Source organism: Thalassotalea sp. ND16A (assembly GCF_000764205.1).
GTDB lineage: Bacteria > Pseudomonadota > Gammaproteobacteria > Enterobacterales > Alteromonadaceae > Thalassotalea_A.
Genome location: NZ_JQDZ01000040.1, coordinates 1 through 26,850, shown reverse-complemented (window position 1 = coordinate 26,850; position 26,850 = coordinate 1). Strand labels below are relative to the sequence as shown.

Here is a 26,850-nt window from a genome sequence, read left to right as displayed (position 1 = left end):
TTCAACGACTAATGCTATTGCATCAAGCTTAAATTCTTTTGAATATTTTTTACGTGCTGTCATTTTTTTTCTCCAGTTAAGTCTATTATCTCTTAACTGGGGTAGTCGAATCCATTAAACCACGTCAACTATTTTCTAAATTTGAAATGTAGGTTTTATCTTTCGTTATTACAGCAAAAGATAGTGACTCCTTAGATACATCAATCCCAATTCCTACACAAGATTTTAAGTGGCTTAAAGATGCAATATTCATAATATCTATTATCCTTAAAGTGTGAGTTTGGAGCGAATACTGGCTTTTTCATATTTGTTAAAGGTCTTGAAAAAATACCTGTTATAGAAGCTCTGAATCGCTAGAGTGAGAAGAGACTTTGGCATCCCTAGAAGCTTGGAGCTTTTGACGTCTTAGCCTCTTCTCCTCACCCTAGCTTAGTCTTTAAATATAAACTTTATAAAGACTCTCTTCTTTTATATGACGTGGTGTAAGTTAACTAAGATCATGAATACTCAAATATTATTAGAGAGTATATTCCGTCATTCCGTTGCAAAACGGAACCTCCTTTAGCCAATAGAGCTTTGAATACTTGGGTTGGTAAGGGGATTGAGGAAGTATAGATCCCGTAACGAGTACGGGATACGCATTTTTCTAATTACGCCAAAACGCTGGCATGAATAATACCAATAAGGTAAATATTTCCAAGCGGCCAAAGAGCATGGCCAGAATTAGTACCCACTTACTAAAGTCATTAATACTGGCAAAATTCGCCGCCACTTCGCCAAGACCAGGCCCTAAGTTGTTTAAACAGGCAGCAACGGCGGTAAAAGCCGTTATTTCATCTATCCCTGACGCCATCAATAACACCATACAAATGATAAAGATGGCGGCGTAAGCAGAAAAGAAGCCCCAAATGGCATCAACCACTTTATCTGGTAACGCTTTAGCACCCAGTTTAATGGTGATGATCGCTTTGGGATGGATTAAACGGCTCAACTCTCGGATCCCTTGCAAGTAAAGCAATACCACTCGCATTACCTTCATCCCGCCACCGGTACTACCGGCACAGCCACCAATAAAACTGGCAAAAATAAGCAATAATGGCAGCATTACTGGCCATTCCGCAAAGTTGGTGGTCGCAAATCCGGCCGTGGTACTTATTGATACCGCCTGAAATAAGGCATCATCAAACGCTTGCTCATAGCTGCTGGCAATACCGTAGGTAAGTAAGGTGAAGAAACAGATTAAGGTAACGACTAATTGAATATAAATGAAAGCTTTAAATTCGGGATCAAATAAATAAGTGCGAAAACTCTTGCTCGCCCAAGCGGTATAATGCAGGGCAAAATTGACTCCGGCAATGATCAAAAAGACCACACAGATGGCATTGATCAATGGGCTGTCGAAATACCCCATAGAAGCATCATGTGTTGAGAAACCACCAATGGCAATCGTTGAGAAAGAGTGGGCAATAGCATCAAAGCCTGACATGCCGGCAAGCCAATATGAGAGCGCACAGGCTACCGTTAAGGCCAAATAAATATACCAAAGATGTTTCGCGGTATCGGCGATCCGCGGCGTCATTTTAGAATCTTTCACCGGGCCTGGTGTTTCGGCGCGATATAACTGCATACCACCAACCCCAAGCATAGGTAAAACCGCGACCGCTAATACAATGATCCCCATACCACCGATCCATTGTAGCTGTTGGCGATACCACAATACGGCATGCGGTAAGCCATCAATTTTGGTGATAATGGTGGCGCCAGTTGTCGTTAACCCCGAAAATGACTCAAAAAAAGCATCGGTAATGGATAAACTGGGTAAATCGGTGAGCATTAATGGCACCGCGGAGAAACTGGCCAATACCGACCAAAACAGTACAACAATTAAGAAGCCTTCGCGTGCACGCAAATCACCTTTTTGGCCGCGATTAGGATACCAGGCAAAAAAACCGGCACCAATACAGAGTAAAAATGCCGTCATAAACGCAACACCGCCCCCGTCTCGATAAACCAAAGAAACGGCAGCTGGCGGGATCATGGTAACACTCAAAATCATTACCAATAAGCCTAAAATCCGGGTGATATTACGATACTGCATTGTTAATTTTAATTATTGTTAGAGCTGTTATTGCACTGAATATAGCATAATAATGCTAAGTTATTATATTTATTCGAGTAAACGTTTGGGCGTAACCCTGCCAGCAGTAAGTTCAATGACCCGGGCAATAAATTCATCTATCCTGGGGATAGGTAAACTTGCCGTTATCACCACCTCAATACCATAATCTTGCTGTGTGATAATCCCATCATAGCCGGTTAAGGTATGTTCTATATCTTTAATCTGCTGATAATCACAAGTTAAATTAATTTGCGCGGTCGGGATTTTTTCACTGGTGCTTAACTCTAATAGAGCTTGTCTGACGCTATTACCATACGCCCGCTGCAACCCGCCCGTGCCCAGTTTTACACCGCCAAAATAACGGGTGACGACCGCGCAAATTTCGCCAATAGCATTGCCTTGTAATACCGCTAACATGGGTCGGCCGGCGGTGCCGCTAGGCTCACCATCATCACTGAACCCATAAGCTTGACTGTCTTCTGGGCGTGACGAGATAAACGCATAGCAATGGTGTGAGGCATCCGGATAGCGCTGGCGAATTAATTCAATAAACGCTTTCGTTGCCATTTTATCGGCACAATGTTTAATCGAACAAATAAAGCGGCTGCGATTAACCAGGCTTTCTACTTCAATCTCACTGGCGGGGATTGTATATGGGCTTGAATTTATGAGCATGATAATGAATCAACCGACGGCTAAATTAAGCCAGGTTAAAATTTCGAGTCATGTTTTCTAATCGCTCTTGATGGACGATGACATTATCTTCAATGCGAATGCCACCATATTTGCGAAAACGGTCAACTTTATCCCAGTTAATGTATTTCGCGTTATCCGATTTGGCTAAAGCAGATAAAAAGTATTCAATAAAATAAAGACCAGGCTCGATAGTAAACACTTGCTTACTTTCAATACCACGAGAGGTGCGTAAAAATGAATGATCGCTTGGCGGGTTAACGTGAGTACCTTTATCATCGGCCATAAAGCCCCCCATATCATGCACTTGCAAACCAAGGTGGTGACCTAAACCGTGCGGGAAAAAGTGTCCGGTAATGCCCTTGCTGACCATAGCTTGTGCGTCTAAATTCACCAAGTCAAAACGCTGTAATAACGCAGCCAGTAGGTAATGATTTTGAATATGCAAATCAACGTAACTTGTGCCTGGTTTTAACCCTTGCACCAGCTCTAACTGCATTTCATTCATGGCAATGATTAAATCGGCAAATTCATCCTGATTAAACGAATAAGTTCGGGTAATATCGGCAGCATAACCATGAAAACTGGCTCCGGCATCAATCAGAAATGATAGGTATTTACTTGGTTTGCTTTGTTCTAAGGCAGTGTAATGCAATATTGCGGCGTTCTCATTCAACGCAATAATGTTGCCATATGGTACTTCATTTTCACTGTGACCGGTGGCCTGTAAATACGCCAGTTGAATATCAAATTCTGAACCTTGGTTATAAAAGGCTGTTTTTGCGGCCTCGTGGCCCAATACCGCCAAGCGATTGGCTTCGCGCATACAGACAAATTCATAATCGGTTTTATAGGCACGGTGATAATGAAAATAATTCAATACCGATTCAGGGTTGATATCGGTAAAACCCAAGTCGTTGGCGACGTCTTGATGAGCACCGATATAGGCGACACCTTGCTTATTGCCAGGTAAAATAGCGGCAATTTCATCGGCGTCAGCAATCAATTTAATATCAAAAAAACGGGTCCAGTAATCATCGCTGAGTTTGCTTACTTTATGCCAAAAATCTAATGGCTGGTAATAGGCTAATATTGGCTTATCCTGGCCATTGACAATCAACCAGCAATTTGGCGTATCGACTATCGGCAGCCAGGCTTTGAAGTGTGGGTTAGTTTTAAATGGGTAGTACATATCATCTAAAAATATTCTTCCGGCATGGCCCGCATGAATAGCTAAGGCGCTAAGGTTTTCACGCTCAAGGATCGTCGCCGTTCTTTGTTGCAGCTCGCTTAGGTGGGCTGGATAATGATTTGCTAGCTCTTTCATATTAGACTTAGTATCGGTATTTTAGTGATAACATTTATGCGCCGATAATAGCACAGCCTAACTAGGGCTTGTAGCATTAACACCGCGGGTGGCTAAACTCTTTATAGCTATTCCGACAATTTATTGACCGATAACTTGTCGGAATAGGCATTACGCCCTAATCAATCATCATCGAGGTTAATTCAACAAATGGTGAGCCCCCTCGTTGCTGCTTTCGCTGGTATATTTCAGTAAAAGCTAAAACACTTTTTACGTAATCTCGGGTTTCTTTATAGGGGATGGTTTCAATCCAGGCATCGGCCGCTAATTTAGGTTCCGCTTGTAACCAACGTTTAACCCTTTTCGGTCCAGCATTATAAGCCGCCGTAGCCAAGACAATGTTGTTATCAAATTTTTTCAAAAGATACTGCAAATATTTAATACCCAGTTCTATATTGATATCACGCTCGAGTATTTGATGGCGTTTCAACTTGGTTTTATTCAGATAATTGGCGGTCGTCGGTTTTACTTGCATTAAGCCAAGCGCGCCGACGCTTGACGTAGCATCCGGCATAAAAATACTTTCTTTACGGGCAATAGCGTAGGCCCAGGCTTCATCCACCGCATATTTTTTTGCCAAGGTTTTAAATAGGCTTTGATATGGCATAGGAAATCGGACATCAATATCGTTTAACGCGCCAACCTGGGTCAAAGAATGTATGCCACGATCAAACCAGCCCTGAAGATGCGCCCATTTAGCGGCGACAACTTGCTGGCTAGAATTTAATTCACTCATCCAGTAACGCCATTCTCGCCTTGCCTGGGTTAAACGATTTAATCGATACAGTTCCATTGCGCGAAGAGCTGCTGGGTATGCTTGAAATTCCTCTATTTGATGCTCGGACACATTAATAGGTTGATGATTTAACACACTTTTGTCGCCTAGCTTGGCGGCTGCCAAAAATCCATAGTAACTCCGCTGCTGTGCCAGCTGTTGATAAATTGTCTGACCATCACTGTGCTCTTTAGCATCGTTTTCTACTGCCCTGGCTTGCCAATACAGCCATTGCCGCTGTGTCTTTTGAGTACTTGTCAGTGCCGCTATTTCTGCAGCAATGGCGGTGAAATCATGACTTCTCAATAAGCTTGCCAACCGCCATTGCACTGCGCCGTTATCGATATATTTTCGTTCGATATTGGCAAACCAGGTTTGTGCTTTTGGGTGCTCTGAACGAGCAATAGCGGTTACCAATAACGGTAGTACTGCCTCTATCTGACCAGTCGAAAACCTGTCACTGACTTTCTCAAAAATTGACAAGGCTAACACTGCATCTTGCCAAACCAATCGTTTAAGGCCATCGGCTAACACCAGCGCTTCTTGCTTGTTGTGCTTATTAAATTTAGCTAACTTCGCTAATTGTTTGGGCTTACGTTTAATGGTTTTCCACAACGCCACTAAATATTGTTCTTGTTGTGGTAACAATTTTATTAAATATTTTACCAGGCCATAAGACCCTGCCTTTTGCGCTAGCATGATCCTCTGCCAAATGAGTTCAGGGCTGCGAAAACCTGCCTGGGTCCATAGTGAAAATAGTGGATCGCATTGTTTAGGAAGTGAAGTGCCACTGAGCCACAGCGCTGATACCTGCGGTAAAATGTCTGTTTTGCTAGCACCTAAATCCAATTGGTAAGCCATATTGACACAAGTTAGCTGTTTATTATCGGTAGCTTTGAAGTAATGAATAAAACGCGATTTTTTTTGGTAACGTTGTAAATAGAGCAGCCACGGTTTCCTTAACCGCCAGTCTAGTGCCGTATCCTGGTATTGTGACAAAAACGCTTCGATCTGTGTTTCATTTGTTAAGCGTAAGTTTTTGCTGAGTTGGCTTAATTGAAAATAAGGCAATAATGGGTAATTCTGGAGCTGCTTTACCTTGGCTTGATAGGATGGCGAATTAATATCCCACTTAGCGGCTTCAGCGGCGATAAATTCAGCTCGCAACGACTCATCTTGATTTGCCTGTACATTGCCAATCAACATTAGGCTTAAGATTAGGATAATGACAGCACTGCGATAGGAGAATTTCAATTTCTGCTTCCAATAATTATTTTTTACTTGTTAAGTTTAGCCATTAAAACTTAAAATACTCGCTTAATGGTTCATTTATATAATTAAACATGATTAATACTCTTTTTTCCAACCCTGACCACACTTTTGACGCCATTGGCCTGCGCTGCCCTGAGCCGGTAATGATGGTACGGATGAATATTCGAAAAATCGCGGTCGGTGAAACCTTATTGGTGATTGCTGATGACCCATCAACCACCCGTGACATTCCCAGTTTTTGTGAGTTTATGGAACATGAATTATTGGCGAAACAAGTGGCCTCTTCGCCCTACCGTTTTTTGATAAAGAAGAAGTAAAAAAAAGACGCCGAATGGCGTCTTTTGTTTGTTCAAAAATAATTACCTGGTAATTATTGTAATAACGATATATCTGCAACATTAAAGAAGCTGGCACGTAACTGACTAAGTAAGGTTAAGCGGTTGGTTTTCACTGCTTCATCGTCGGCCATTACCATTACATTATCGAAGAATTCGTCAACCGGAGCTCTTAAACTGGCTAGTTTAGTTAATGCTTGCTGATAATCTTTGTTGGCGAATAATGGCGTTAATTCAGCCGTTAAAGCACTGTAATGTTGTGCTAATGCAATTTCAGCAGGTTCGGTAGCGAGTTCGCTATTGAATTCGGCAAATAACTCACCGTCAAATTTCGCCAGAATATTTCCCACACGCTTATTAGCCGCAGCCAAAGCTTGCGCTTCATCTAAACTGCGGAAATAGCTTACCGCTTTCACTCGTTGTTCAAAATCCAATGGCGCGGTTGGCTTATTGGCAAGTACTGCTTGTATTACATCAACGCTAATACCCTGCTCTTGATAATATGCACGGAAACGGCCCATGATAAATTCAATAACATCGTTAGCTGCATTATCGTTGACTAACTTATCACCGTAAGAGGCGATACTGACTGCGAGTAAATCCTTGATATCCAGTGCTAATTCTTTTTCGATAATGATGCGAATCAAACCAATGGCGGCCCGGCGCAGTGCAAACGGGTCTTTGTCACCTTTTGGTGCTTGATTAATACCAAAAATCCCCACTAAAGTGTCCACTTTGTCAGCAATTGCCACACTAGAACCAATCACGCCTTCCGGTAATGAATCACCAGCAAACCTAGGACGATATTGATCTTCCAACGCTTGCGCAACTTCGACCTCTTCACCATCATTTTGCGCATAGTATTTCCCCATAGTCCCTTGTACTTGTGGAAACTCTAATACCATGTCACTCATTAGATCCGTCTTACTTAACAAGCCTGCGCGATAGGCGTGTTCACCATTTGCCGCAACACTTTTTGCAATGTATTGGCTAAGTTCGGCAATACGTTCAGATTTTGCTTTAAGCGTCCCTAATTGTTTTTGGAATAAAACGTTATCCAAACTACTTAAACGACTCTCAAGTGTTTGTTTTTTATCGGTTTTAAAGAAGAATTCGGCATCAGCTAAACGTGGACGAATAACTTTTTCGTTACCACGAATTACTTCTTCCGGCTGTTTTGAGTCGATATTGGTGACAAAAATGAATTTCGCTAATAAATTACCGCTGGCATCCATCGCCGGAAAATACTTTTGATGATCTTTCATCGAATAGATCAATGGTTCCGCTGGTACTTGTAAAAAGTCTTCATCGAAGCTGCCTACCAATACCGATGGCCATTCATTGATCGACGTTACTTCATCGACTAATTCATCATCGAGTAATGCTGTTGCCTTTAATGAACTGGCCGCGGCATTGACATCATCAACGATCGATTGACGACGAACATCATAATCGGCAATAACATATGCAGCCTTTAATGCTGACTCATAGTTATCGGCACAATCCAAAGTCACGTCACCTTGATAGTGGAAACGATGACCTTTTAAGATGTTACTCGAGGCAATACCTAAGATTTCACCTTTAATTAGTTCGCTGCCAAACATCATAGTGACAGTATGGATTGGACGAATGAATTGAATGCGGCTACTGCCCCAGCGCATTGGTTTTGGCACTGGTAATTTACTCACTGCGGTGGCGGTAATTGCCGGGACTAACTCGGCCACTGACCGACCAAGCTGTACCGCTTTATGTAATAACCATTCACCTTTGGGTGTGGTCAAGCGTTCTGCCTGCTCTACGGTGATGCCATTTGAACGTGCCCATCCTTGTGCCGCTTTGCTTGGGTTACCCTCGCTGTCAAACGCTACATTAATTGCCGGACCACGTTTCTCAACTATTTTATCTGCTTGCTGCTGTTGTAAGCCTTTCACTTGTACGGCTAAGCGGCGTGGTGTGGCGAACCATTTCGCCTCATCAAAACTAAGTGCTGCTGAGTTTAATTGCTCGGTAATAGAGTCATAAAATGCTGTGGCTAATTTTTTCAGTGCCTTTGGTGGTAGTTCTTCAGTACCTAATTCTATAAGAAGAGTATTAGTGCTCATTTATTTACCCTCCTTGTCGGTATTATCTCTGCACATTGGAAAACCTAATTCTTCACGTTTGGCGTAGTAAACCTGAGCGCAACCTTTGGCTAATGTTCTTACTCGTAAAATATAGCGTTGCCGCTCCGTCACGGAGATTGCATGGCGAGCATCGAGTAAATTAAATGCATGCGATGCTTTCATTACTTGTTCATACGCTGGTAACGCTAGCCCTAGTTCAATCAGTTTGGCACTTTCGGCTTCGCAAACATCAAACTGGTTAAACAATGCATCGACATTGGCATGTTCAAAATTGTAGGTCGACTGCTCTACTTCATTCTGATGGAACACATCACGGTAGTATACTTTGCCTAACGGACCATCGGTCCAAACCAGGTCATAAATGCTATCTACGTTTTGAATGTACATAGCAAGACGCTCTAAGCCGTAAGTAATTTCACCGGTAACTGGCGCACATTCTAAGCCACCAACTTGTTGGAAGTAGGTAAACTGGCTGATCTCCATACCGTTAAGCCAGATTTCCCAACCTAAACCCCAGGCCCCTAATGTTGGTGATTCCCAGTTGTCTTCGACAAAGCGGATATCATGTACAAGCGGATCGATACCCAACTCTTTTAACGAGTTCAGGTATAAATCCTGAAAGTTTTTCGGCGACGGTTTCAACACCACCTGAAACTGGTAATAATGCTGTAAACGGTTCGGGTTTTCACCATAGCGACCATCAGTAGGACGACGACATGGTTGCACATAAGCACTGCTCATTGGCTCTGGACCAATGGAACGTAAAAATGTCATTGGATGGAAGGTGCCCGCCCCCACTTCTAAATCTAAAGGTTGTACGATTACACAACCTTGCTGTGACCAATACTCTTGCAATTTAAGTATTAATCCCTGGAATGTTTTGATATCAAATGTGCTCATGAAAACCGAGTTATTACGTTGCGTTAAAAAATTGCGCTAATTATAACGATTGTTTAGTTAATCGACTAGCGTTAATTAAACTAAAACGACAAGATACAGGGTACAGGCAGACCGGGCATTGTTCCAACAAGGGGTAGCCCTGATTATTAGTGATTACGAATATCTTATTATTTAATATTTATACGAAATACCGCTGGCTGCATGTACCTTGTACCTCGTACCCTGTATCAAATTTTCAGATACAAAAAACCCAGCTAACAAGCTGGGTTTTTAATTTCGATAAGTAAGCGAAGCTTAACTACACATCCAGGTTTTCAACGTTCAGTGCATTCTCTTCAATGAAGTTACGTCTTGGTTCTACGTGATCACCCATTAACGTAGTAAACAGTTGATCAGCAGCAATAGCATCTTCAATGGTTACTTGTAACATGCGACGAGTTTCTGGATCCATGGTGGTTTCCCAAAGCTGCTCAGGGTTCATTTCTCCCAACCCTTTGTAACGCTGGATGTATTGACCACGTTCTGACTCTTTCATTAACCATGCACGAGCTTCTACAAACGATTTAACCGGCTTAACTTTCTCACCACGTTTCACGTATGCCCCTTCTTCCATTAAGCCGTTTATCGACGTATTAAGCGCCATAATCGTCTTAAATTCAGCAGAATGGATAAACTCATAACTAAACTTATGAACGTTATCTATGCCATGCATACGAACCGTCACAGCGGGTAAGTAAATGTTACGTTCTGCATCATGTTCAACCACAGCAGAATATAAAGAACCTTTATCACCATCTAGTTCGAGTAGCTCTACGAAAGCCTTCGTCCACTCTTCAACGTGCGCTTTATCGGCGAAATCACCATTAGCAATTACCGGTGCATACACTAACTGATTCAGTATAGCTTCAGGTAGCTGACGAGACACTCGGTCAATGACTTTTAGGGTATCACGATATTGATTAAATAAGTTCTCTAAAGCGACACCAGATAATGCCGGCGCAGCTTCGTTAACATGGATAGATGAATTTTCCAAAGCCAGAGTAGTGAAGTATTCTTCTTTTTGCTCATCATCTTTCAAGTAACGTTCTTGCTTGCCTTTTTTCACTTTATAAAGTGGCGGTTGCGCAATGTACATATAGCCACGTTCAATCACTTCGGGCATTTGACGATAGAAGAAAGTTAACAATAATGTACGGATATGCGAACCATCGACATCGGCATCGGTCATGATCACGATTGAATGATAACGCATTTTATCTGGGTTATATTCGTCACGACCAATACCACAGCCTAGTGCCGTAATTAAGGTACCGACTTCTTGTGATGAAATCATCTTATCAAAGCGTGCTTTTTCGACGTTAAGAATTTTACCCTTTAACGGTAATATTGCCTGGTTTTTACGATTACGCCCCTGCTTGGCTGAGCCGCCAGCAGAGTCCCCTTCCACAATATATAATTCAGAAAGTGCAGGGTCTTTTTCCTGGCAGTCAGCAAGTTTACCTGGCAAGCCGGCAATATCTAATGCGCCTTTACGACGCGTCATCTCACGAGCTTTACGAGCGGCTTCACGAGCACGGGCAGCATCAACTATTTTCATGATGATGGTTCTTGCCGTCGTTGGGTTTTCTAACAAGTATTCACCCAGTTTTTCACCCATCGCTTGTTCTACGGCTGTTTTCACTTCCGATGAAACCAATTTATCTTTGGTTTGTGAAGAGAATTTAGGATCAGGTACTTTAACTGAGATTACAGCCGTTAGACCTTCGCGGGCATCATCGCCACTGGCGCTAGTTTCCGTACCGCCTTTGGCTTTTTTATTTAACCCTTCTTTACTCATATAACTGTTAAGTGTACGAGTAAGTGCGGTTCTAAAACCGCTAAGGTGAGTACCACCATCGCGCTGTGGAATGTTGTTGGTAAAACAGTGGATGTTTTCCTGAAAGCCATCATTCCATTGCATTGCGACTTCGACCACAATGCCATCCTCACGAGTTAAATCAAAATAGAATACTTCCTGATTGACTGGTGTTTTGTTGGTGTTTAGGTAGTCTACGAATGCCTGAATACCGCCTTCATAAAAGAAATGGTCTTCGCGGCCATCACGTTCATCATGTAAACGGATAGACACGCCGGAGTTCAAGAACGATAATTCACGAATACGTTTTGCTAAGATGTCGTAATGGAAAACAGTATCCGAAAATGTTTCTAGACTTGGCCAAAAACGAACTTGAGTACCGGTTTTTTCAGTTTCGCCAATTTCTTTTAATGGCGCTACTGAATTGCCCATACTGTATTCTTGCTCGTGTACTTTACCCGCTCGACGAATGGTTAATTCTAGTTTCGAGCTTAAGGCATTTACCACGGATATACCTACACCGTGCAAACCACCAGACACTTTATAGCCAGAGTCTTCACCACCAAACTTACCACCAGCATGCAGTACCGTCATGATCACTTCAGCAGCAGATATTCCCTCTTCTGGATGGATATCGGTTGGAATGCCACGACCATCATCTTTAACCGATACTGAATTATCGCTATGGATAGTGACGTGGATATCACTACAGTGGCCAGCTAAGGCTTCATCGATTGAGTTATCCAGCACCTCAAAAACCATGTGGTGCAAACCAGTACCATCATCAGTATCACCAATATACATTCCTGGTCTTTTACGTACCGCATCAAGGCCTTTTAAAACCTTGATACTGGCCGAATCATATTCATTTTCACTCATTATATTTTGCCCTGCGTTATTTCCGTTATCTCGCCATGTTCCACGTGAAACATCTTGTAATTTGTATCTTCTGGAATTATCGGTTCCAGTGCGTTGTTGTCAATTGCTGTGATAAACAACTGACAATTAAGTTGTTCTATCGCTTTCGCCAATGCCGTACGGGAGTTGGTATCCAACTCGGCACCTATATCATCAATTAAAATGATTGGCGCGATTTTTTGACGGTTAAAAATCAAATTTGCCTGCGCTATGGTTAGCGCCATTAAAAATAATTTCTGCTGTCCTCGGGACAAAATCTGCTCGATGTTAGTCTTTTGATAGCCAAATTTTACGTCAAATTTATGGGCACCAAATAAACTGTAACCAAACTTTCGTTCCCGTTCATAGTTCTCAACAAGTATCTCGGCAAGAGGTCTTTTGCTATTCCAGCCCTGAGAATAATGTAGCACAATTTTTTCTGATAAATTGGGTAATAAAATATTTAACCAATGATCCAATTCAGTAGAAAGTTTTTCAACATACCCTACCCTTACCTCGGCAATTTGGGTAGAGAGGCTACAAAAAATATCACTCCAGTAGTCGAATTGCTGACCCGTAATTTTATTTTTCAAACAAGCATTTCGTTGCATCAATACTTTACGAAATTCTCGCCAAAGATCGGCGTATTGATGTTCCACGTGAAACAATCCTAAATCAATGAACCTTCTACGTTCTTTAGGACCACCAAAAAACAATCTGAACGTCTCTGGTGTGATCACTTGTACTGCAATATTTTTAGCTAAATCTGAAAGCCTAAATTTACTATCGCCATTGATCTTAATATCAATTTGGCCGCACTTGTCGCGCTTAACCCCAAGCTGATAATTTCGATCATCCTTTACACTAACGACAAAATGATCACTGCTGGCGTTAATTAAGTTTTCGATTTTTGTAGTACGGAATGATTTTCCGTGACCTAAAAAAAAGATACTCTCTAATAAGCTACTTTTACCGCTGCCGTTATCACCTGTGACTAAGTTCAACTTGGGGTGTAAGGTGACACTACTATATTTTAAATTTCGAAACGTACTGGTTGTTAACGTACTAATGCTCATTAAATCGCAACTACAAGCGCATCGGCATAATCACGTAAAGTGCCTCACCAGAGTCTTGCCCTTCAAGTACAACACTCGAGTTAGCATCAGATAAGGTAAACTTAACACCATTATCTTTAATGGCATTTAATACATCCAGGATATAACTGACATTAAAACCTATCTCTAAACTGTCAAAGGGAAAGTCAATCTCTAAATATTCTTCCGCTTGTTCTTGCTCAGGATTATTCGCGGTTATTTTTAATTCGCTCGGAGCAAAGTTTAATCGTACGCCTTTGAATTTTTCATTCGATAATATTGATGCGCGTGACAGTACTTGTTTTAACTGATCTTTATCCGTGGTGAGCACTTTGTCACCATTACGCGGTAACACTCTACGGTAATCAGGAAATCTTCCATCTACCAACTTACTGGTAAATGAAAAATCCGTATCGATGATGCGAATGTGATTAGAACCCATAAATATTTGAATTTCTTCATCAACCGCATCGAGTAGACGGATAATTTCCATGATGCCTTTACGCGGCACAATCACTTGCCGTGCCGGTAGGGCTAAATTGTCATTAACGATTTTACAAATAGCCAATCGATGACCATCGGTTGCAACAGAACGGATCTCATTATTCTCTGTTTCAATCGACATACCGTTAAGGTAATAACGAACATCCTGGTTAGCCATTGAAAAATGGGTACTTTCGATCAAACGCAGCAATTGCGATTTTTGCAGGTTAAATTCCACATCGCCCTGCCACTGCTCAATATTTGGAAAGTCATCGGCAGGCAAAGTGGCTAAAGAATAACGACTTCTGCCTGATTTGATATTAATTGAGTCACCTTTTTGCTCAAATTCAATCAAGGCGTCATCGGGTAAACTCTTACAAATATCCAGCAGTTTCCTCGCCGGAACGGTTACTTTACCATCACCGGACTCATTATTAATTTGCGTAGTGGAAACCATTTCAAGCTCTAGGTCTGTAGCTATCATAGTAAGTGACTGCCCACTTACTTCCAGTAAAATATTACTTAAAATAGGCAATGTGCTTTTGCGTTCTACCGCACCTGAAACCAATAAAAGTGGTTTTAAAAGTAAGTCCCTTGATAATGAAAATTTCATTCTTTTTATACCCTATTTATGATGATAGTGTTCTTATTAGATTTGAATAGTCTTCTTTAATATCGTGTGTTTCTTCGCGTAACGTTTTCACCTTGCGACAAGCATGCAATACAGTGGTGTGATCACGGCCGCCAAATGCATCACCAATTTCAGGCAAACTATGGTTCGTAAGTTCTTTTGCCAGCGCCATTGCAATTTGTCTTGGGCGTGCAACCGATCGATTACGTCGTTTAGATAAAATATCAGCAATTTTGATCTTGTAATATTCAGCGACGGTACGTTGAATGTTGTCTATGGTTACTAACTTATCTTGTAACGCTAAAAGGTCTCGCAACGCTTCTCGAACGAAATCGATAGTAATTGGCCGACCAGTGAAATTAGCATTGGCAATCACCCGGTTTAATGCCCCTTCCAACTCACGTACATTTGAGCGCAACCTTTTTGCAATAAAAAACGCAACTTCATCGGCTAAGTTGATATGACTTTCTTCGGCTTTGCGTTTCAGTATTGCTACCCGAGTTTCTAATTCTGGAGGCTCAATGGCCAAGGTTAAACCCCAACCGAAACGGGATTTTAATCTGTCTTCTACACCGGTGATCTCTTTTGGATAACGATCACTGGTTAAAATTATCTGCTGATTACCTTCAAGCAAAGCATTAAAGGTATGGAAAAACTCTTCCTGGGTACGCTCTTTATTCGCAAAAAATTGAATATCATCAATTAACAGCGCATCGACCGAACGATAATATTGTTTAAATTTTTCAATTTCATTATTTTGCAACGCTTTTACCATATCTTGCACAAACCGTTCAGAGTGCATATAGGCAATTTTTGCTTTTGGATTATTTAATAAGATGCCATTACCAACGGCATGCAATAAATGGGTTTTACCTAAACCTGTGCCACCATAGATGAATAAAGGGTTATACGCCTGCCCTGGATTATCGGCAACTTGCGATGCCGCAGCACGAGCTAATTGATTCGACTTACCTTCAACAAAATTGTCAAAAGTGTATTTATTTCTGACATTAGTGGTTTTAGGAATGTTGGGCACCACATCCGCTGAACTATTGGACTGATTCGGTTTAGCAGGCATACTGGCGGCAAAGTTACTCGCAACCTGGGCGGCAACACTTTGATTATTAACTGGTTTACTGCCAACATCAAATCTGAGTTCTGGAGGATTAGTTTGTTCTAATGCCAATAACTGCGTGATACGAGCTAAATATTTTTCACGCACCCAGTCAAGTACAAACCGGTTAGGTGCGTATAAGGTCATGATATTATTATCAGCTACGCATTGCAGTGGGCGGATCCACATACTAAATTGCTGAGCTGGTAGTTCATCTTCGAGCACAGATAAACAACTTTGCCAGAGTGAATGTTCCACTCAAAACTCCTGTAATAGATCGAAATACGCTGCCGAAGAACAAGAAAATTAACACTTATCTGGGGAAAAACTCCACAATAAAGGCAAATTAGGTACTAATAAATTAAAAGGCAGAATCGATCTTTGTTATAATGATTATTTTAGATTTAAGCCATTATCTCCCTAGTTATCCACAAGTGCAATACGGCGAGGCCATTAAATTATAAAAAACCTCTAGCAACATGTTAAACTACTGATTTAATTGTGATTAATAAATAATAAAAAATATCATTCGTTGTCTTGAAATTGACTAGAAAATAACTAAAAAATGTGCCCTAAATGATAAAGTTATTAAAACTCAAGGCTAACATTGTTATAAAACTGTGGACATAATGCTTTTGGCTGTATTTGATGACTAAATTCAAGCAGAAGATCAATATTTATGATCGTAAAGATCCTATTTACTCAACAAAAGGATTTTTTATATTTATTTTTATAAATAACGTTGACTTTAGCTTACTTTATTATTAGAATTCGCCCTCAATTTTTATCACAGTGCTCGAAAACGGTTTGTTTTCGTAAAGCAAACAGACAGACGGATTAGCGTAATGAAAAGAACATTTCAACCAAGCGTATTAAAGCGTAAACGTAACCACGGTTTTCGTGCTCGTATGGCAACTAAAAACGGACGTGCAGTAATTGCTCGTCGTCGTGCAAAAGGCCGTGCTAAGCTTTCAGCTTAATTCTTATTTTTAATAAGGAACGGTAACCCATATGGGTAACTACGAATTTAATCGGGAGTCACGTTTGTTGACTCCCGGTCATTTTAAACAAGTCTTTGACCACCCTTCTAGATATGGCTCCAGCCATTTCACTATTCTTATAACATCTAATTCTGACAAAAATAATCGTTTAGGTATGGCTATCGCGAAAAAACGCGTAAAACTTGCTGTGCAACGAAATCGCGTTAAGCGTTTAGTTAGAGAAAGTTTTCGTTTAAATCAGCATAAATTACCTGCCGTAGACATAGTTGTTATGGTAAAGTCGGGCATTGATCAGCTTGATAATGAAGTAATAAACCAGCAATTGGAAAAAATATGGCGAAAAATAATTCAACGGCACAAAAGTTAATTATTGCTCCCATAAATGCCTATAAACGCTGGCTTAGCCCGCTGTTAGGTAATAATTGCCGTTTCCACCCTACCTGTTCTACTTATGCCATTGAAGCAATTAATCGCTTCGGTGCAGTAAAAGGTAGTTGGTTAGCAAGCAAACGTATATTAAGATGTCATCCACTAAGTGCGGGTGGAGAAGATCCCGTACCAAAACCTAAACAAGAGAATTAACAAATTATGGAATCACAACGCGGTTTGCTCTTTGTAGCATTATTGGTTGTAACGTATTTACTATTTAACCAATGGCAAATGGATAATGCTCCTATTCAGGCACCTGTTGAAGTAAGCGCAAACACACCAACAGCGAGTAGCCAGGAAAATGGTGAATTTATACCGGCAGCCACGGGAAGCCAAACGTCGGTGAATCAGGCTGCAACTAAAGGTGGTGTTATTACTATTACTTCCGATGTATTAGAACTTAAAGTTGATACTCAAGGTGGTGATATTATTGCGGCTAACTTACTTGCTTTTGAAACAGAGCAAGGAAGTGGCGTAGCAATGCCTATTTTGACGACCCAGGGTTTTACCTTTGTTGCTCAAAGTGGATTAATTGGCGCACAAGGTCCTGATGCAAATCCTGCCGGTCGTCCGTTGTACACAAGTTTACAAAACAGCTACTATTTAGCTGCCGACGATGACAACTTGGTGGTGGAGTTATCGTTTAGCCAAAATGGTATTACTTACCTGAAAAGCTTTACCTTAACGAAAGGCAAGTATGACGTTAGTGTCGATTATAAGATTATTAATAGTTCAGCGGTTAATGCTGATGTGCAGTTGTATGGCCAATTAAAGCAATCGACCAGTGTTGATGAAGATTCATCGATGATGATGCCAACTTACCGTGGCGCAGCCTACTCTACTAGCGAAACTCGTTATGAAAAATACGATTTTGGTGATATTGAAGATGCAAACTTAAAAGAAACCACCCAAGGTGGCTGGGTTGGCATGTTACAGCACTACTTTGTTACCGCCTGGGTACCAAATAAAGATACAAGCAATCAATTATATACCCGTTATTTAGATAATAATGGCCAAGCGGTGATCGGTTTTAAACAACCATTAATTACGGTGTTGCCAGGCTCAGAACAAAGCCTGACGGCAACATTTTATGTGGGTCCAAAAGATCAGGATAAATTAGAAAAAATTGCCGATGGTCTGGATTTAACCGTAGATTACGGTTTCTTGTGGATGATTTCACAGCCTCTATTCTGGTTACTGCTATTCATTCAAGACATCGTAGTAAACTGGGGTTTGGCGATTATTTGCATTACCATCGTTGTTAAAACCTTGATGTACCCGTTAACCAAAACGCAATACACCTCAATGGCAAAAATGCGTAAAATTCAACCAAAAATCGCGGCATTAAAAGAGCGTCATGGCGATGACAGACAAAAAATGTCACAGGCGATGATGGCACTTTACAAGAAAGAAAAAGTGAATCCTGCCGGCGGGTGTTTACCGCTATTGTTACAAATGCCGATTTTCCTGGCGTTGTACTGGGTATTCATGGAAAGTGTCGAATTACGTCACGCTGAATTTGGTTTATGGATCAGCGATTTATCATCGAAAGACCCATTCTTCGTATTGCCGATATTGATGGGTGCATCGATGTTATTGATGCAAAAACTACAACCGGCGATGAGCCAAGATCCGATGCAACAAAAAATGATGCAATGGATGCCGGTATTCTTTACCTTCTTCTTCTTATGGTTCCCGTCAGGGCTGGTACTTTACTGGTTCATCTCGAACGTGATCACCATAGTGCAAATGTTGATTATCTTTAGAGGTATCGATAAAGCGGAAGCGAAAGCGAAGTTAGCGAAAGATAATTAGTCATTATAATTATTTTTGATAAACGATAAAAAGCGGCCTGTTGGTCGCTTTTTTTATGGGTGAATATAAGTTAAAAAACGCACTATACGCGGGAGGAGGTACCGACCTTCGTCGGTATGACGTGGTGTAAATTAACAAGTTTATTTTAAAATTTAGAAGAAAAATATGACGTCATCCCGACGCAGGTCGGGACCTCCCCGCTTCAAAACGTGCATTTAACAATTAACCGGCTCTTCGTTTCTAGCTTTCTCGTCTCTCGTTTCTTTTAATGTTTCTCGTTTCTTTTATGTTTATAATACACACTATTACCTAACCCTTTATTTACCGGACCTAACGATGTCAGAAACAACCCAGCTCACCAACAATACCGAAACCATTGCCGCGCAAGCGACACCACCAGGGCGTGGCGGTGTCGGTATCATTCGTGTTTCTGGGCCATTGGCACAAACCGTGGCTAAACAGTTATTAGGCAAAGTGCCAGAAATTCGTAAAGCCGAATATTTACCTTTTTTGGATCAACAACAGCAAGTGATCGATCAAGGCATCGCGTTATATTTTAAAGGACCAAATTCTTTTACCGGTGAAGATGTATTAGAGCTACAAGGTCATGGTGGCCCAGTTATTTTGGATATGCTCCTAAATCACATTCTCAGTATTAAAGACGTGCGTATGGCGCGTCCGGGGGAGTTTTCAGAGCAAGCGTTTATCAATGACAAACTCGATTTAACCCAAGCCGAAGCAATAGCCGATTTAATCAATTCAAGTTCCGAGCAAGCTGCCCGAGCTGCCCTGCACTCACTACAAGGTGATTTCTCTCAGCTGGTACATCAACTTGTTGAAGATGTCATTCATTTGCGCATGTATGTAGAAGCGGCAATCGATTTTCCCGAAGAAGAAATTGACTTTTTGGCTGACAGTAAAGTCACAACCGACTTAAAAACCATCATCAGTAATGTCGATGAAGTGATGGCAAAAGCCGAGCAAGGGGCAATTATACGAGAAGGCATGCGAGTGGTGATTGCCGGAAGACCCAATGCCGGTAAATCAAGTTTATTGAATGCCTTAAGCGGTAAGGAATCGGCAATCGTAACCGAAATAGAAGGCACAACACGGGATGTGTTAACTGAACAAATTCATATCGATGGTATGCCATTACACATAATAGATACCGCAGGATTACGCGAAAGCCCAGACAAAGTTGAACAAATCGGCATCGAGCGTGCCTGGAAAGAAATTAAACAAGCCGATAGAGTGTTACTAATGATCGACTCTAATAAAGACGATCACAGTAACCCAAAGGCATTTTGGCCAGAATTTTTTGCCCAGCTGCCTGATAATATGGGTGTCACGATTGTGAAAAATAAAGCCGATGTCAGTGGTATTACAACCGGTAAAACCATAGAACATGATACCGATACTATCGCGTTATCGGCAAAAACGGCAGATGGCGTTGACGTATTAAAAGATCATTTAAAACAATGCATGGGTTACCAGGGCTCAACAGAGGGCAGTTTTATGGCCAGACGTCGCCATATAACCGCGTTAGAAAATGCGCATCAGAATCTGATCACCGGCCTGGATCAATTGGAATCTTTTGTTGCTGGGGAAATCCTCGCCGAAGAGCTGCGAATTTGCCAGCAACATCTGAATGAGATCACCGGTGAGTTTACTTCCGATGATTTGCTCGGCCAGATCTTCTCATCGTTTTGTATTGGCAAGTAAGAACAGAATCGAGAGGCTAGAGACGAGAAACGAAGAGCTATTGTTTCTATGCGCGTTGTGAAGCAGGAAGATCCCGTTCAAAGCATAAGGGGATAATGACGGTGCATCAATTCAGATATAGCCAGAACGAATACAAGTTACACCACGTCATTCCCGACTCGTTCGGGAACCTCCTGCCGCGTATAGTGATCTAAAACAACATTATTGAACAAACGCTCCTTACGGGGCGTTTTTTGTATGTTCTGTTGTGTATAATTGCTATAAATACGCATTATATGAGCTTAAAACAGTATATAAAACCACGCACAATACGCGGCAGGAGGTTCCGACCTTCGTCGGAATGACGGTGTACTATTTCTGATATATATGTCAATTTCAGAAAAAATACACCACGTCATCCCCGCGCATGCGGGGACCTCCCTGCTTCAAAACGTGCATTTTTTACAATATATTTTCCTTCCCCAGGCAGAGGAAAACAACAAATTGGAACCCAAATGTCATCATTTCAAATCATCGTCGGCTCAATGTTGGGCGGCACAGAGTACGTTGCCGAAGCAGCAGAAGAGGTGCTAATTGAGCAGGGACACACGACAAAAATACATTTTAAACCAAATTTTTCTGAAATTTCTCAAGATGATCAAATTTGGTTATTTTGCACTTCCACTCACGGTGCTGGTGATTTTCCTGAAAACATCGAAAATTTTATACATGATCTTAAAAATTACGATCAAGATTTAGAAGATCTAAACTTTATGATCATTGCCGTTGGTGACAGCAACTACGATACCTTCTGTGAAGCCGGAAAAACCTTACATAACATAATGTTAGAAAAGAAATCTAAACCTATTAACGATATATTCACCATTGATATGGTGGCGATTGATGATCCGGAAGAAGCGGCAGCCAACTGGATTAGATCAAATTTAGATCGGTTTAACGATCACTTATAAAGAAGTTATGCACAATTTACGATCTATATTTAACGTGTTGTGGATAAACCTGGGTAAAACATATTAATTTTCTATTATTATTCAGTGTATACTAATTATCTTTAAACCACCTGTGGATAAATGACTGTTTTGATCAGAGGTTATAAGGTAGTTGATCAAACTTTGATCACAGCATTTGATCCAGTATAATCTACTGTAATATAAGGATAAAAAGTACTTATGCACAGAAAATAGGATCCTTAATAGTAATAATAATAAGATCTATATAAAGATCTTTATATATTATTTAGGATCTCGACCCAGATCTTTTTTAACACTTTGATCGTTCCACTTCCAAGCAAATCACGGTACAATTACCGTCTTATTTTATTCATTGATTTTTTATTGAGGTGTTGTCCTATGTGGTATCAAGATTCCTTTGACGTAATTGTTGTTGGAGGCGGACACGCAGGCACAGAAGCATCTTTAGCGGCAGCAAGAATGGGCTGTAGAACTTTATTATTAACCCATAACATTGATACTTTAGGTGCAATGTCATGTAATCCAGCCATTGGTGGAATTGGTAAAGGTCACTTAGTTAAAGAAATAGATGCATTGGGTGGCTTAATGGCCGAAGCCACCGATCATGGTGGCATCCAATTTCGTACATTAAATTCATCGAAAGGCCCGGCAGTACGAGCGACACGCGCACAAGCGGATCGTTTACTGTACAAGGCATATGTTCGTAACTATCTGGAAAACCAAGAAAATTTAACTATTTTCCAACAGCCATGTGATGATCTGATCTTGGAAAACGATCGTGTGGTTGGGGTATCAACGGAAATGGGCCTTAAATTCAAAGGCAAAACGGTTGTCTTAACGGTAGGTACCTTCCTTGCAGGCCAAATTCATATTGGCTTGAATAATTATCAAGGTGGCCGTGCAGGCGATCAAGCGTCGGTAAATCTTGCCGATCGTTTACGCGATATGCCATTTAGGATCGATCGTTTAAAAACCGGCACACCACCACGTTTAGATGCGCGCACTTTAGATTTTTCAGTGATGCAGCCACAGCCAGGTGATACGCCAGTGCCGACGTTTTCTTTTATGGGGAAAAAGCAGCATCACCCACAACAGATCCCGTGCTATATCACTCATACCAACAGCAAGACCCATGACATCATTCGTAATGGTTTAGATCGTTCACCTATGTATACTGGCGTTATCGAAGGTATTGGACCACGTTATTGTCCATCGATTGAGGATAAGATAACGCGTTTTAGTGAGAAAGACTCACATCAAATTTTTGTCGAACCAGAAGGCCTAACTACCCACGAAATATACCCAAATGGTATATCAACCAGTTTACCGTTTGACGTACAAATGGACTTGGTTCGCTCGATCAAAGGCTTTGAAAATGCGCATATTACCCGACCAGGCTATGCCATTGAGTATGACTTCTTTGATCCTCGGGATCTCAAACAAACGCTTGAAACCAAGCACATAGAAAATTTATTCTTTGCTGGCCAAATTAACGGCACCACCGGCTACGAAGAAGCGGGGGCACAAGGCTTGGTTGCCGGCTTAAATGCCGGTCGTCGCAGCCAAGACAAAGAAGGCTGGACGCCTGGTCGCGAACAAGCCTACATGGGCGTATTGATCGACGATCTTTCTACGCTCGGGACAAAAGAACCGTACCGTATGTTTACCTCACGTGCTGAATATCGTTTGTTACTGCGTGAAGATAATGCCGATATTCGTTTAACCGAAAAAGGTCGTGAACTCGGTTTAGTTGGCGATGATCGCTGGCAACGTTTTTGTGAAAAATTGGAAAACATTGAATTAGAACGTCAACGTTTGCGTGGCCTTTGGGTGCACAAAGATCATGTTGCCGTCGATAAACTCAATCCAATGCTGAAAAACCCATTAACCAAAGAAGCCAGCCTGGAAGATTTATTACGTCGCCCGGAAACCCGCTATGAAGATTTAATGTCGATTGAGGAATTTGGGCCGGAAATTGCTGATAAACAAGCTGCCGAGCAAGTGGAAATTCAAACCAAATATGCCGGTTACATCGATCGTCAAATGGATGAGATAGCGAAAAAGAAACGCCATGAAAATACTTTGATCCCGGCGGACTTTGATTTTTCAAAAATTTCCGGTTTATCGAATGAAGTCGTAGCCAAACTTTCAGATGCTCGTCCGGAAACTCTGGGTAAGGCTTCGCGTATTTCCGGTATTACCCCGGCGGCAATTTCTTTATTGCTGGTTTATCTGAAAAAACACGGTTTATTACGTAAAACTGCGTAAATAAATTAGCCATTATTCGAAAAAATACACCGTCATCCCGTTGAAAAACGGGACCTCCTGTAGTTAAAACGTGGCTTTATTACAGGCACATTTTGAAGCATGGGGGTCCCGGATATCGCTGCGCTCTTCCGGGATGACGGAGTACAAGTTCTGAATGAAGTAATATCTTCCCTCGTACTTTGACCCGTTATTTTGTTTCCAAACCTGATTAAATCTTTATTATGCGAGGTGTTGGAGATAAACTATACGCATAAATTATGCGTTCAAACAATTTCAAATTAGAGGTCCGATAATGGATTTAACTTCTAAATTAAACACATTGCTTAGTAAAACCGATTTAACCGTAACGGATGAACAAATTAGCCAGTTAGTGGCCTACGTTGAACTGCTTGATAAGTGGAATAAAGCGTATAATTTGACCTCGGTACGTGATCCTGGCGACATGCTGGTTAAACACATTGTCGATTCACTGGTCAATGGTCCCTTTTTAAACGGCAACAATTTTATTGATGTTGGTACCGGACCAGGCCTGCCCGGTATTCCGCTTGCAATACTCTATCCACAAAAAAACTTTGTACTGCTGGATAGTTTGGGCAAGCGCATCACCTTTTTGAAACAAGTGGTGTATCAGTTAAAACTGGAAAATGTAACGCCGGTACTGTCCCGTGTCGAAAATTATCTCCCAGATGTGCCATTTGATGGCGTATTAAGTAGGGCCTTTGCCTCACTTGATGATATGATCACCTGGTGTAAGCATTTAATCGATCACAACGGCCGATTTTATGCGCTAAAAGGGCTATACCCCAGTAAAGAACTTGCGGCAATGCCCGAAGGTATTGAACTGGTGAACAGTTTTGAAATTATTGTGCCTGAGCTTGATGGTCAACGGCACTTAATCGAATTGAAAAAAATAGCATAGAGGCAATACCATAACTGCATGACTGTACTTTGAAATTGAATCGTCTAAGTACGGCCAAACCGGCATCATCAATTGTCACGGCATTGTAACTCTGTTAGATTGAATAATTACCAAATTAGATCAGTAACACTTAACTAATCAGTAAAGCTTAAACATTTTATTTACGCGGGGAAACTGTGGGAAAAATTATCGCTGTTGCCAACCAAAAAGGTGGAGTAGGCAAAACAACTACGTCAGTAAATTTAGCGGCATCGCTTGCTGCCACAAAGCGTAAAATATTACTGATTGACCTTGACCCGCAGGGTAATGCGACCATGGGCAGTGGCATCGATAAATACGATGTTCATGCCACCAGTTATGAACTGCTTATCGACGAACAGCCACTAACCGAAGTGATCTGTACGGAAACCACCGGCCATTACGATTTAATCGCGGCCAATACCGATGTTACCGCCGCTGAAATCAAATTAATGGAAGTGTTTGCCCGCGAACAGCGCTTAAAAAATGCGTTAGCACCGTTCAAAGACCATTATGATTTTATCATCATCGACTGCCCACCTTCACTGAATATGTTAACGGTTAATGCGATGGCTGCAGCCGACTCTGTGTTGGTACCAATGCAATGCGAATATTATGCGTTGGAAGGATTAACGGCATTAATGGATACCATTTCAAAATTGTCTTCGGTAGTGAATAAAGATCTGCACATTGAAGGCATTTTGCGCACCATGTACGATCCACGTAATCGCCTGGCGAATGATGTTTCCGAGCAATTAAAGCGTCATTTTGGTGATAAAGTTTACCGCACTGTTATTCCTCGCAATGTTCGTTTAGCTGAGGCGCCGTCGTTTGGTGCTCCGGCAATGTATTACGACAAATCCGCCACTGGTTCAAAGGCATATTTAGCGTTAGCCGGTGAAGTATTGAAAAAACAAACCACAACACAGCCTGAAACGGTTAATAATTAGAATAATCAAGGAACAGCATGAGCACGTCGAAACGTCGCGGCTTAGGTAGAGGCTTAGATGCCCTGTTAACCTCAGCACCAAGAAAAAATGGCGCATTAGCGCAACCCGCGACAGAGCCGCAAGTTGAGGTTGAAAAAAGTGACTTGCAAAAACTGCCGATCGAGAAGTTACAGCCGGGCAAATACCAGCCACGAAAAGACATGTCGGAACAGGCGCTTGAAGATTTGGCCAATTCGATTAAAGCCCAAGGCATCATTCAACCGATTGTGGTTCGCCCGATTGGCCATGATAGCTATGAAATTATTGCCGGTGAACGCCGCTGGCGCGCATCACAACTTGCGGAAATTGATTTAGTACCTTGTTTGATCAAGGACGTTCCCGATGAATCAGCGGTTGCCATCGCGTTAATCGAAAACATTCAACGTGAAGACTTGAATGCGATGGAAGAAGCGGTAGCGCTGGAACGATTATTAAGTGAATTTGAATTAACCCACCAAGAGGTAGCCACTGCCGTTGGTAAATCGCGCACCACAGTGACTAACCTGTTACGTTTGAACAGCTTAAATGATGACGTAAAAACTTTCCTCGAAAATGGCGATATCGAAATGGGCCATGCCCGCGCCTTGTTGTCTTTACAAGGCGATTTACAAACCACTACTGCTCGTACGGTAGCTGCTAAAGAATTAACCGTTCGCGAAACTGAAAAGTTAGTGAAAAAAGCATCTCAACCTGAAGTTGAAAAACCAACTGCAGTGAAAGATCCAGACACGGTTAAATTAGAAGACAGTCTATCGATGCGAGTGGGCTCTCCAGTACAAATTTCCCACAACCAAAAAGGCAAAGGCAAGATGGTGATCTCATATTCATCACTCGATGAACTTGAAGGCATCCTGGCAAAAATACACTAATTTGATATAGGGTTTGGATATTTTCGAGTTGTGTTTCAATATTAGCCAAATGTCTAATTAAATTAGCGCGTTGACTCATAAGAAAAGGTAACCGAAGGTTATATCCTTATTCTCACATTAGGTGTAACCGTAATAAGTTTAAATATGACTTTCAGTTTCCTTTCTATTTTAGTCTTTAATTGAAATGGATCT

Annotated in this window: 21 protein-coding genes; 11 read left to right on the top strand and 10 right to left on the bottom strand. The window is 41.5% G+C overall.

Annotated elements, in window-relative coordinates:
• Positions 1-646 precede the first annotated feature (646 nt).
• The 4 genes from ND16A_RS12280 to ND16A_RS12295 all read right to left on the bottom strand — a co-directional run bounded on the left by ND16A_RS12280 (position 647) and on the right by ND16A_RS12295 (position 6,207).
• Positions 647-2,098, bottom strand: a complete 1,452-nt coding sequence (locus tag ND16A_RS12280) for a TrkH family potassium uptake protein (protein WP_033077004.1) — start codon at positions 2,096-2,098, stop codon at positions 647-649.
• 69 nt (positions 2,099-2,167) lie between these two features.
• Positions 2,168-2,794, bottom strand: a complete 627-nt coding sequence (locus ND16A_RS12285; RefSeq protein WP_033077003.1) for a YigZ family protein — start codon at positions 2,792-2,794, stop codon at positions 2,168-2,170.
• Positions 2,795-2,819: 25 nt separating this feature from the next.
• Positions 2,820-4,139 carry a Xaa-Pro dipeptidase gene (gene pepQ / locus ND16A_RS12290; RefSeq protein ID WP_033077002.1) on the bottom strand — a complete coding sequence of 440 codons (1,320 nt, stop codon included), beginning with the start codon at positions 4,137-4,139 and terminating at the stop codon, positions 2,820-2,822.
• Between the two features lie 157 nt (positions 4,140-4,296).
• On the bottom strand, positions 4,297-6,207 hold the full coding sequence (locus ND16A_RS12295) for a transglycosylase SLT domain-containing protein (protein WP_152593839.1): 1,911 nt from the start codon (positions 6,205-6,207) through the stop codon (positions 4,297-4,299).
• Positions 6,208-6,296: 89 nt separating this feature from the next.
• Here ND16A_RS12295 and tusA point away from each other — a divergent pair, with 89 nt between their 5' ends.
• Positions 6,297-6,542: a sulfurtransferase TusA gene (gene tusA / locus ND16A_RS12300; protein WP_033077001.1), complete on the top strand. Its 246-nt coding sequence runs from the start codon at positions 6,297-6,299 to the stop codon at positions 6,540-6,542.
• A gap of 53 nt (positions 6,543-6,595) precedes the next feature.
• On the opposite strand, the gene glyS is transcribed toward tusA, so the two are convergent.
• From glyS to dnaA, 6 genes are all read right to left on the bottom strand, one after another.
• Positions 6,596-8,662 (bottom strand): glycine--tRNA ligase subunit beta, encoded by a 2,067-nt coding sequence (glyS, locus tag ND16A_RS12305; protein WP_033077000.1) that lies wholly within the window; start codon positions 8,660-8,662, stop codon positions 6,596-6,598.
• Positions 8,663-9,583: a glycine--tRNA ligase subunit alpha gene (gene glyQ / locus ND16A_RS12310; RefSeq protein ID WP_033076999.1), complete on the bottom strand. Its 921-nt coding sequence runs from the start codon at positions 9,581-9,583 to the stop codon at positions 8,663-8,665.
• 298 nt (positions 9,584-9,881) lie between these two features.
• Complete coding sequence (gene gyrB / locus ND16A_RS12315) at positions 9,882-12,320, bottom strand: DNA topoisomerase (ATP-hydrolyzing) subunit B (protein ID WP_152593838.1); 2,439 nt, start codon at positions 12,318-12,320, stop codon at positions 9,882-9,884.
• Positions 12,317-13,411 (bottom strand): DNA replication/repair protein RecF, encoded by a 1,095-nt coding sequence (gene recF / locus ND16A_RS12320; protein ID WP_033076997.1) that lies wholly within the window; start codon positions 13,409-13,411, stop codon positions 12,317-12,319. Before recF ends, gyrB begins: the two co-directional genes overlap by 4 nt.
• A 10-nt stretch (positions 13,412-13,421) precedes the next feature.
• Positions 13,422-14,525, bottom strand: coding sequence for a DNA polymerase III subunit beta (dnaN, locus tag ND16A_RS12325; protein ID WP_033076996.1), 1,104 nt, complete (start codon positions 14,523-14,525; stop codon positions 13,422-13,424).
• A 16-nt stretch (positions 14,526-14,541) separates the two neighbouring features.
• Complete coding sequence (dnaA, locus tag ND16A_RS12330; RefSeq protein ID WP_033076995.1) at positions 14,542-15,915, bottom strand: chromosomal replication initiator protein DnaA; 1,374 nt, start codon at positions 15,913-15,915, stop codon at positions 14,542-14,544.
• Between the two features lie 587 nt (positions 15,916-16,502).
• Here dnaA and rpmH point away from each other — a divergent pair.
• From rpmH to ND16A_RS12375, 10 genes are all read left to right on the top strand, one after another.
• Positions 16,503-16,637: a 50S ribosomal protein L34 gene (gene rpmH / locus ND16A_RS20570; RefSeq protein ID WP_068547039.1), complete on the top strand. Its 135-nt coding sequence runs from the start codon at positions 16,503-16,505 to the stop codon at positions 16,635-16,637.
• Between the two features lie 31 nt (positions 16,638-16,668).
• Complete coding sequence (gene rnpA, locus ND16A_RS12335; RefSeq protein WP_033076994.1) at positions 16,669-17,025, top strand: ribonuclease P protein component; 357 nt, start codon at positions 16,669-16,671, stop codon at positions 17,023-17,025.
• Positions 16,992-17,240 carry a membrane protein insertion efficiency factor YidD gene (gene yidD / locus ND16A_RS12340; protein ID WP_033076993.1) on the top strand — a complete coding sequence of 83 codons (249 nt, stop codon included), beginning with the start codon at positions 16,992-16,994 and terminating at the stop codon, positions 17,238-17,240. The genes rnpA and yidD overlap by 34 nt, the downstream gene beginning before the upstream one ends.
• A 6-nt stretch (positions 17,241-17,246) precedes the next feature.
• A complete protein-coding gene (gene yidC, locus ND16A_RS12345; protein ID WP_033076992.1) occupies positions 17,247-18,902 on the top strand; it encodes a membrane protein insertase YidC in 1,656 nt (551 codons plus the stop codon).
• A gap of 336 nt (positions 18,903-19,238) precedes the next feature.
• On the top strand, positions 19,239-20,624 hold the full coding sequence (gene mnmE / locus ND16A_RS12350) for a tRNA uridine-5-carboxymethylaminomethyl(34) synthesis GTPase MnmE (protein ID WP_033076991.1): 1,386 nt from the start codon (positions 19,239-19,241) through the stop codon (positions 20,622-20,624).
• Between the two features lie 494 nt (positions 20,625-21,118).
• Entirely contained in the window at positions 21,119-21,574 is a 456-nt protein-coding gene (mioC, locus tag ND16A_RS12355; protein WP_033076990.1) for an FMN-binding protein MioC, read from the top strand.
• A 399-nt stretch (positions 21,575-21,973) separates the two neighbouring features.
• Positions 21,974-23,863 carry a tRNA uridine-5-carboxymethylaminomethyl(34) synthesis enzyme MnmG gene (mnmG, locus tag ND16A_RS12360; RefSeq protein WP_033076989.1) on the top strand — a complete coding sequence of 630 codons (1,890 nt, stop codon included), beginning with the start codon at positions 21,974-21,976 and terminating at the stop codon, positions 23,861-23,863.
• Between the two features lie 292 nt (positions 23,864-24,155).
• On the top strand, positions 24,156-24,782 hold the full coding sequence (rsmG, locus tag ND16A_RS12365; protein WP_033076988.1) for a 16S rRNA (guanine(527)-N(7))-methyltransferase RsmG: 627 nt from the start codon (positions 24,156-24,158) through the stop codon (positions 24,780-24,782).
• 176 nt (positions 24,783-24,958) lie between these two features.
• Entirely contained in the window at positions 24,959-25,750 is a 792-nt protein-coding gene (locus tag ND16A_RS12370) for a ParA family protein (RefSeq protein WP_033076987.1), read from the top strand.
• Between the two features lie 17 nt (positions 25,751-25,767).
• A complete protein-coding gene (locus tag ND16A_RS12375) occupies positions 25,768-26,658 on the top strand; it encodes a ParB/RepB/Spo0J family partition protein (protein ID WP_033076986.1) in 891 nt (296 codons plus the stop codon).
• Positions 26,659-26,850: the final 192 nt, after the last annotated feature.

Excerpts from the sequence above, each read along its gene's own strand:
- ND16A_RS12285 (WP_033077003.1), bottom strand. The coding sequence starts at position 2,794 with ATGCTCATAAATTCAAGCCCATATACAATCCCCGCCAGTGAGATTGAA.
- mnmG (WP_033076989.1), top strand. The coding sequence starts at position 21,974 with ATGTGGTATCAAGATTCCTTTGACGTAATTGTTGTTGGAGGCGGACAC.
- mioC (WP_033076990.1), top strand. The coding sequence starts at position 21,119 with ATGTCATCATTTCAAATCATCGTCGGCTCAATGTTGGGCGGCACAGAG.
- glyQ (WP_033076999.1), bottom strand. The coding sequence starts at position 9,583 with ATGAGCACATTTGATATCAAAACATTCCAGGGATTAATACTTAAATTG.
- yidD (WP_033076993.1), top strand. The coding sequence starts at position 16,992 with ATGGCGAAAAATAATTCAACGGCACAAAAGTTAATTATTGCTCCCATA.
- rpmH (WP_068547039.1), top strand. The coding sequence starts at position 16,503 with ATGAAAAGAACATTTCAACCAAGCGTATTAAAGCGTAAACGTAACCAC.
- ND16A_RS12280 (WP_033077004.1), bottom strand. The coding sequence starts at position 2,098 with ATGCAGTATCGTAATATCACCCGGATTTTAGGCTTATTGGTAATGATT.
- ND16A_RS12375 (WP_033076986.1), top strand. The coding sequence starts at position 25,768 with ATGAGCACGTCGAAACGTCGCGGCTTAGGTAGAGGCTTAGATGCCCTG.
- rnpA (WP_033076994.1), top strand. The coding sequence starts at position 16,669 with ATGGGTAACTACGAATTTAATCGGGAGTCACGTTTGTTGACTCCCGGT.
- pepQ (WP_033077002.1), bottom strand. The coding sequence starts at position 4,139 with ATGAAAGAGCTAGCAAATCATTATCCAGCCCACCTAAGCGAGCTGCAA.
- mnmE (WP_033076991.1), top strand. The coding sequence starts at position 19,239 with ATGTCAGAAACAACCCAGCTCACCAACAATACCGAAACCATTGCCGCG.
- dnaN (WP_033076996.1), bottom strand. The coding sequence starts at position 14,525 with ATGAAATTTTCATTATCAAGGGACTTACTTTTAAAACCACTTTTATTG.
- yidC (WP_033076992.1), top strand. The coding sequence starts at position 17,247 with ATGGAATCACAACGCGGTTTGCTCTTTGTAGCATTATTGGTTGTAACG.
- recF (WP_033076997.1), bottom strand. The coding sequence starts at position 13,411 with ATGAGCATTAGTACGTTAACAACCAGTACGTTTCGAAATTTAAAATAT.
- glyS (WP_033077000.1), bottom strand. The coding sequence starts at position 8,662 with ATGAGCACTAATACTCTTCTTATAGAATTAGGTACTGAAGAACTACCA.
- rsmG (WP_033076988.1), top strand. The coding sequence starts at position 24,156 with ATGGATTTAACTTCTAAATTAAACACATTGCTTAGTAAAACCGATTTA.
- tusA (WP_033077001.1), top strand. The coding sequence starts at position 6,297 with ATGATTAATACTCTTTTTTCCAACCCTGACCACACTTTTGACGCCATT.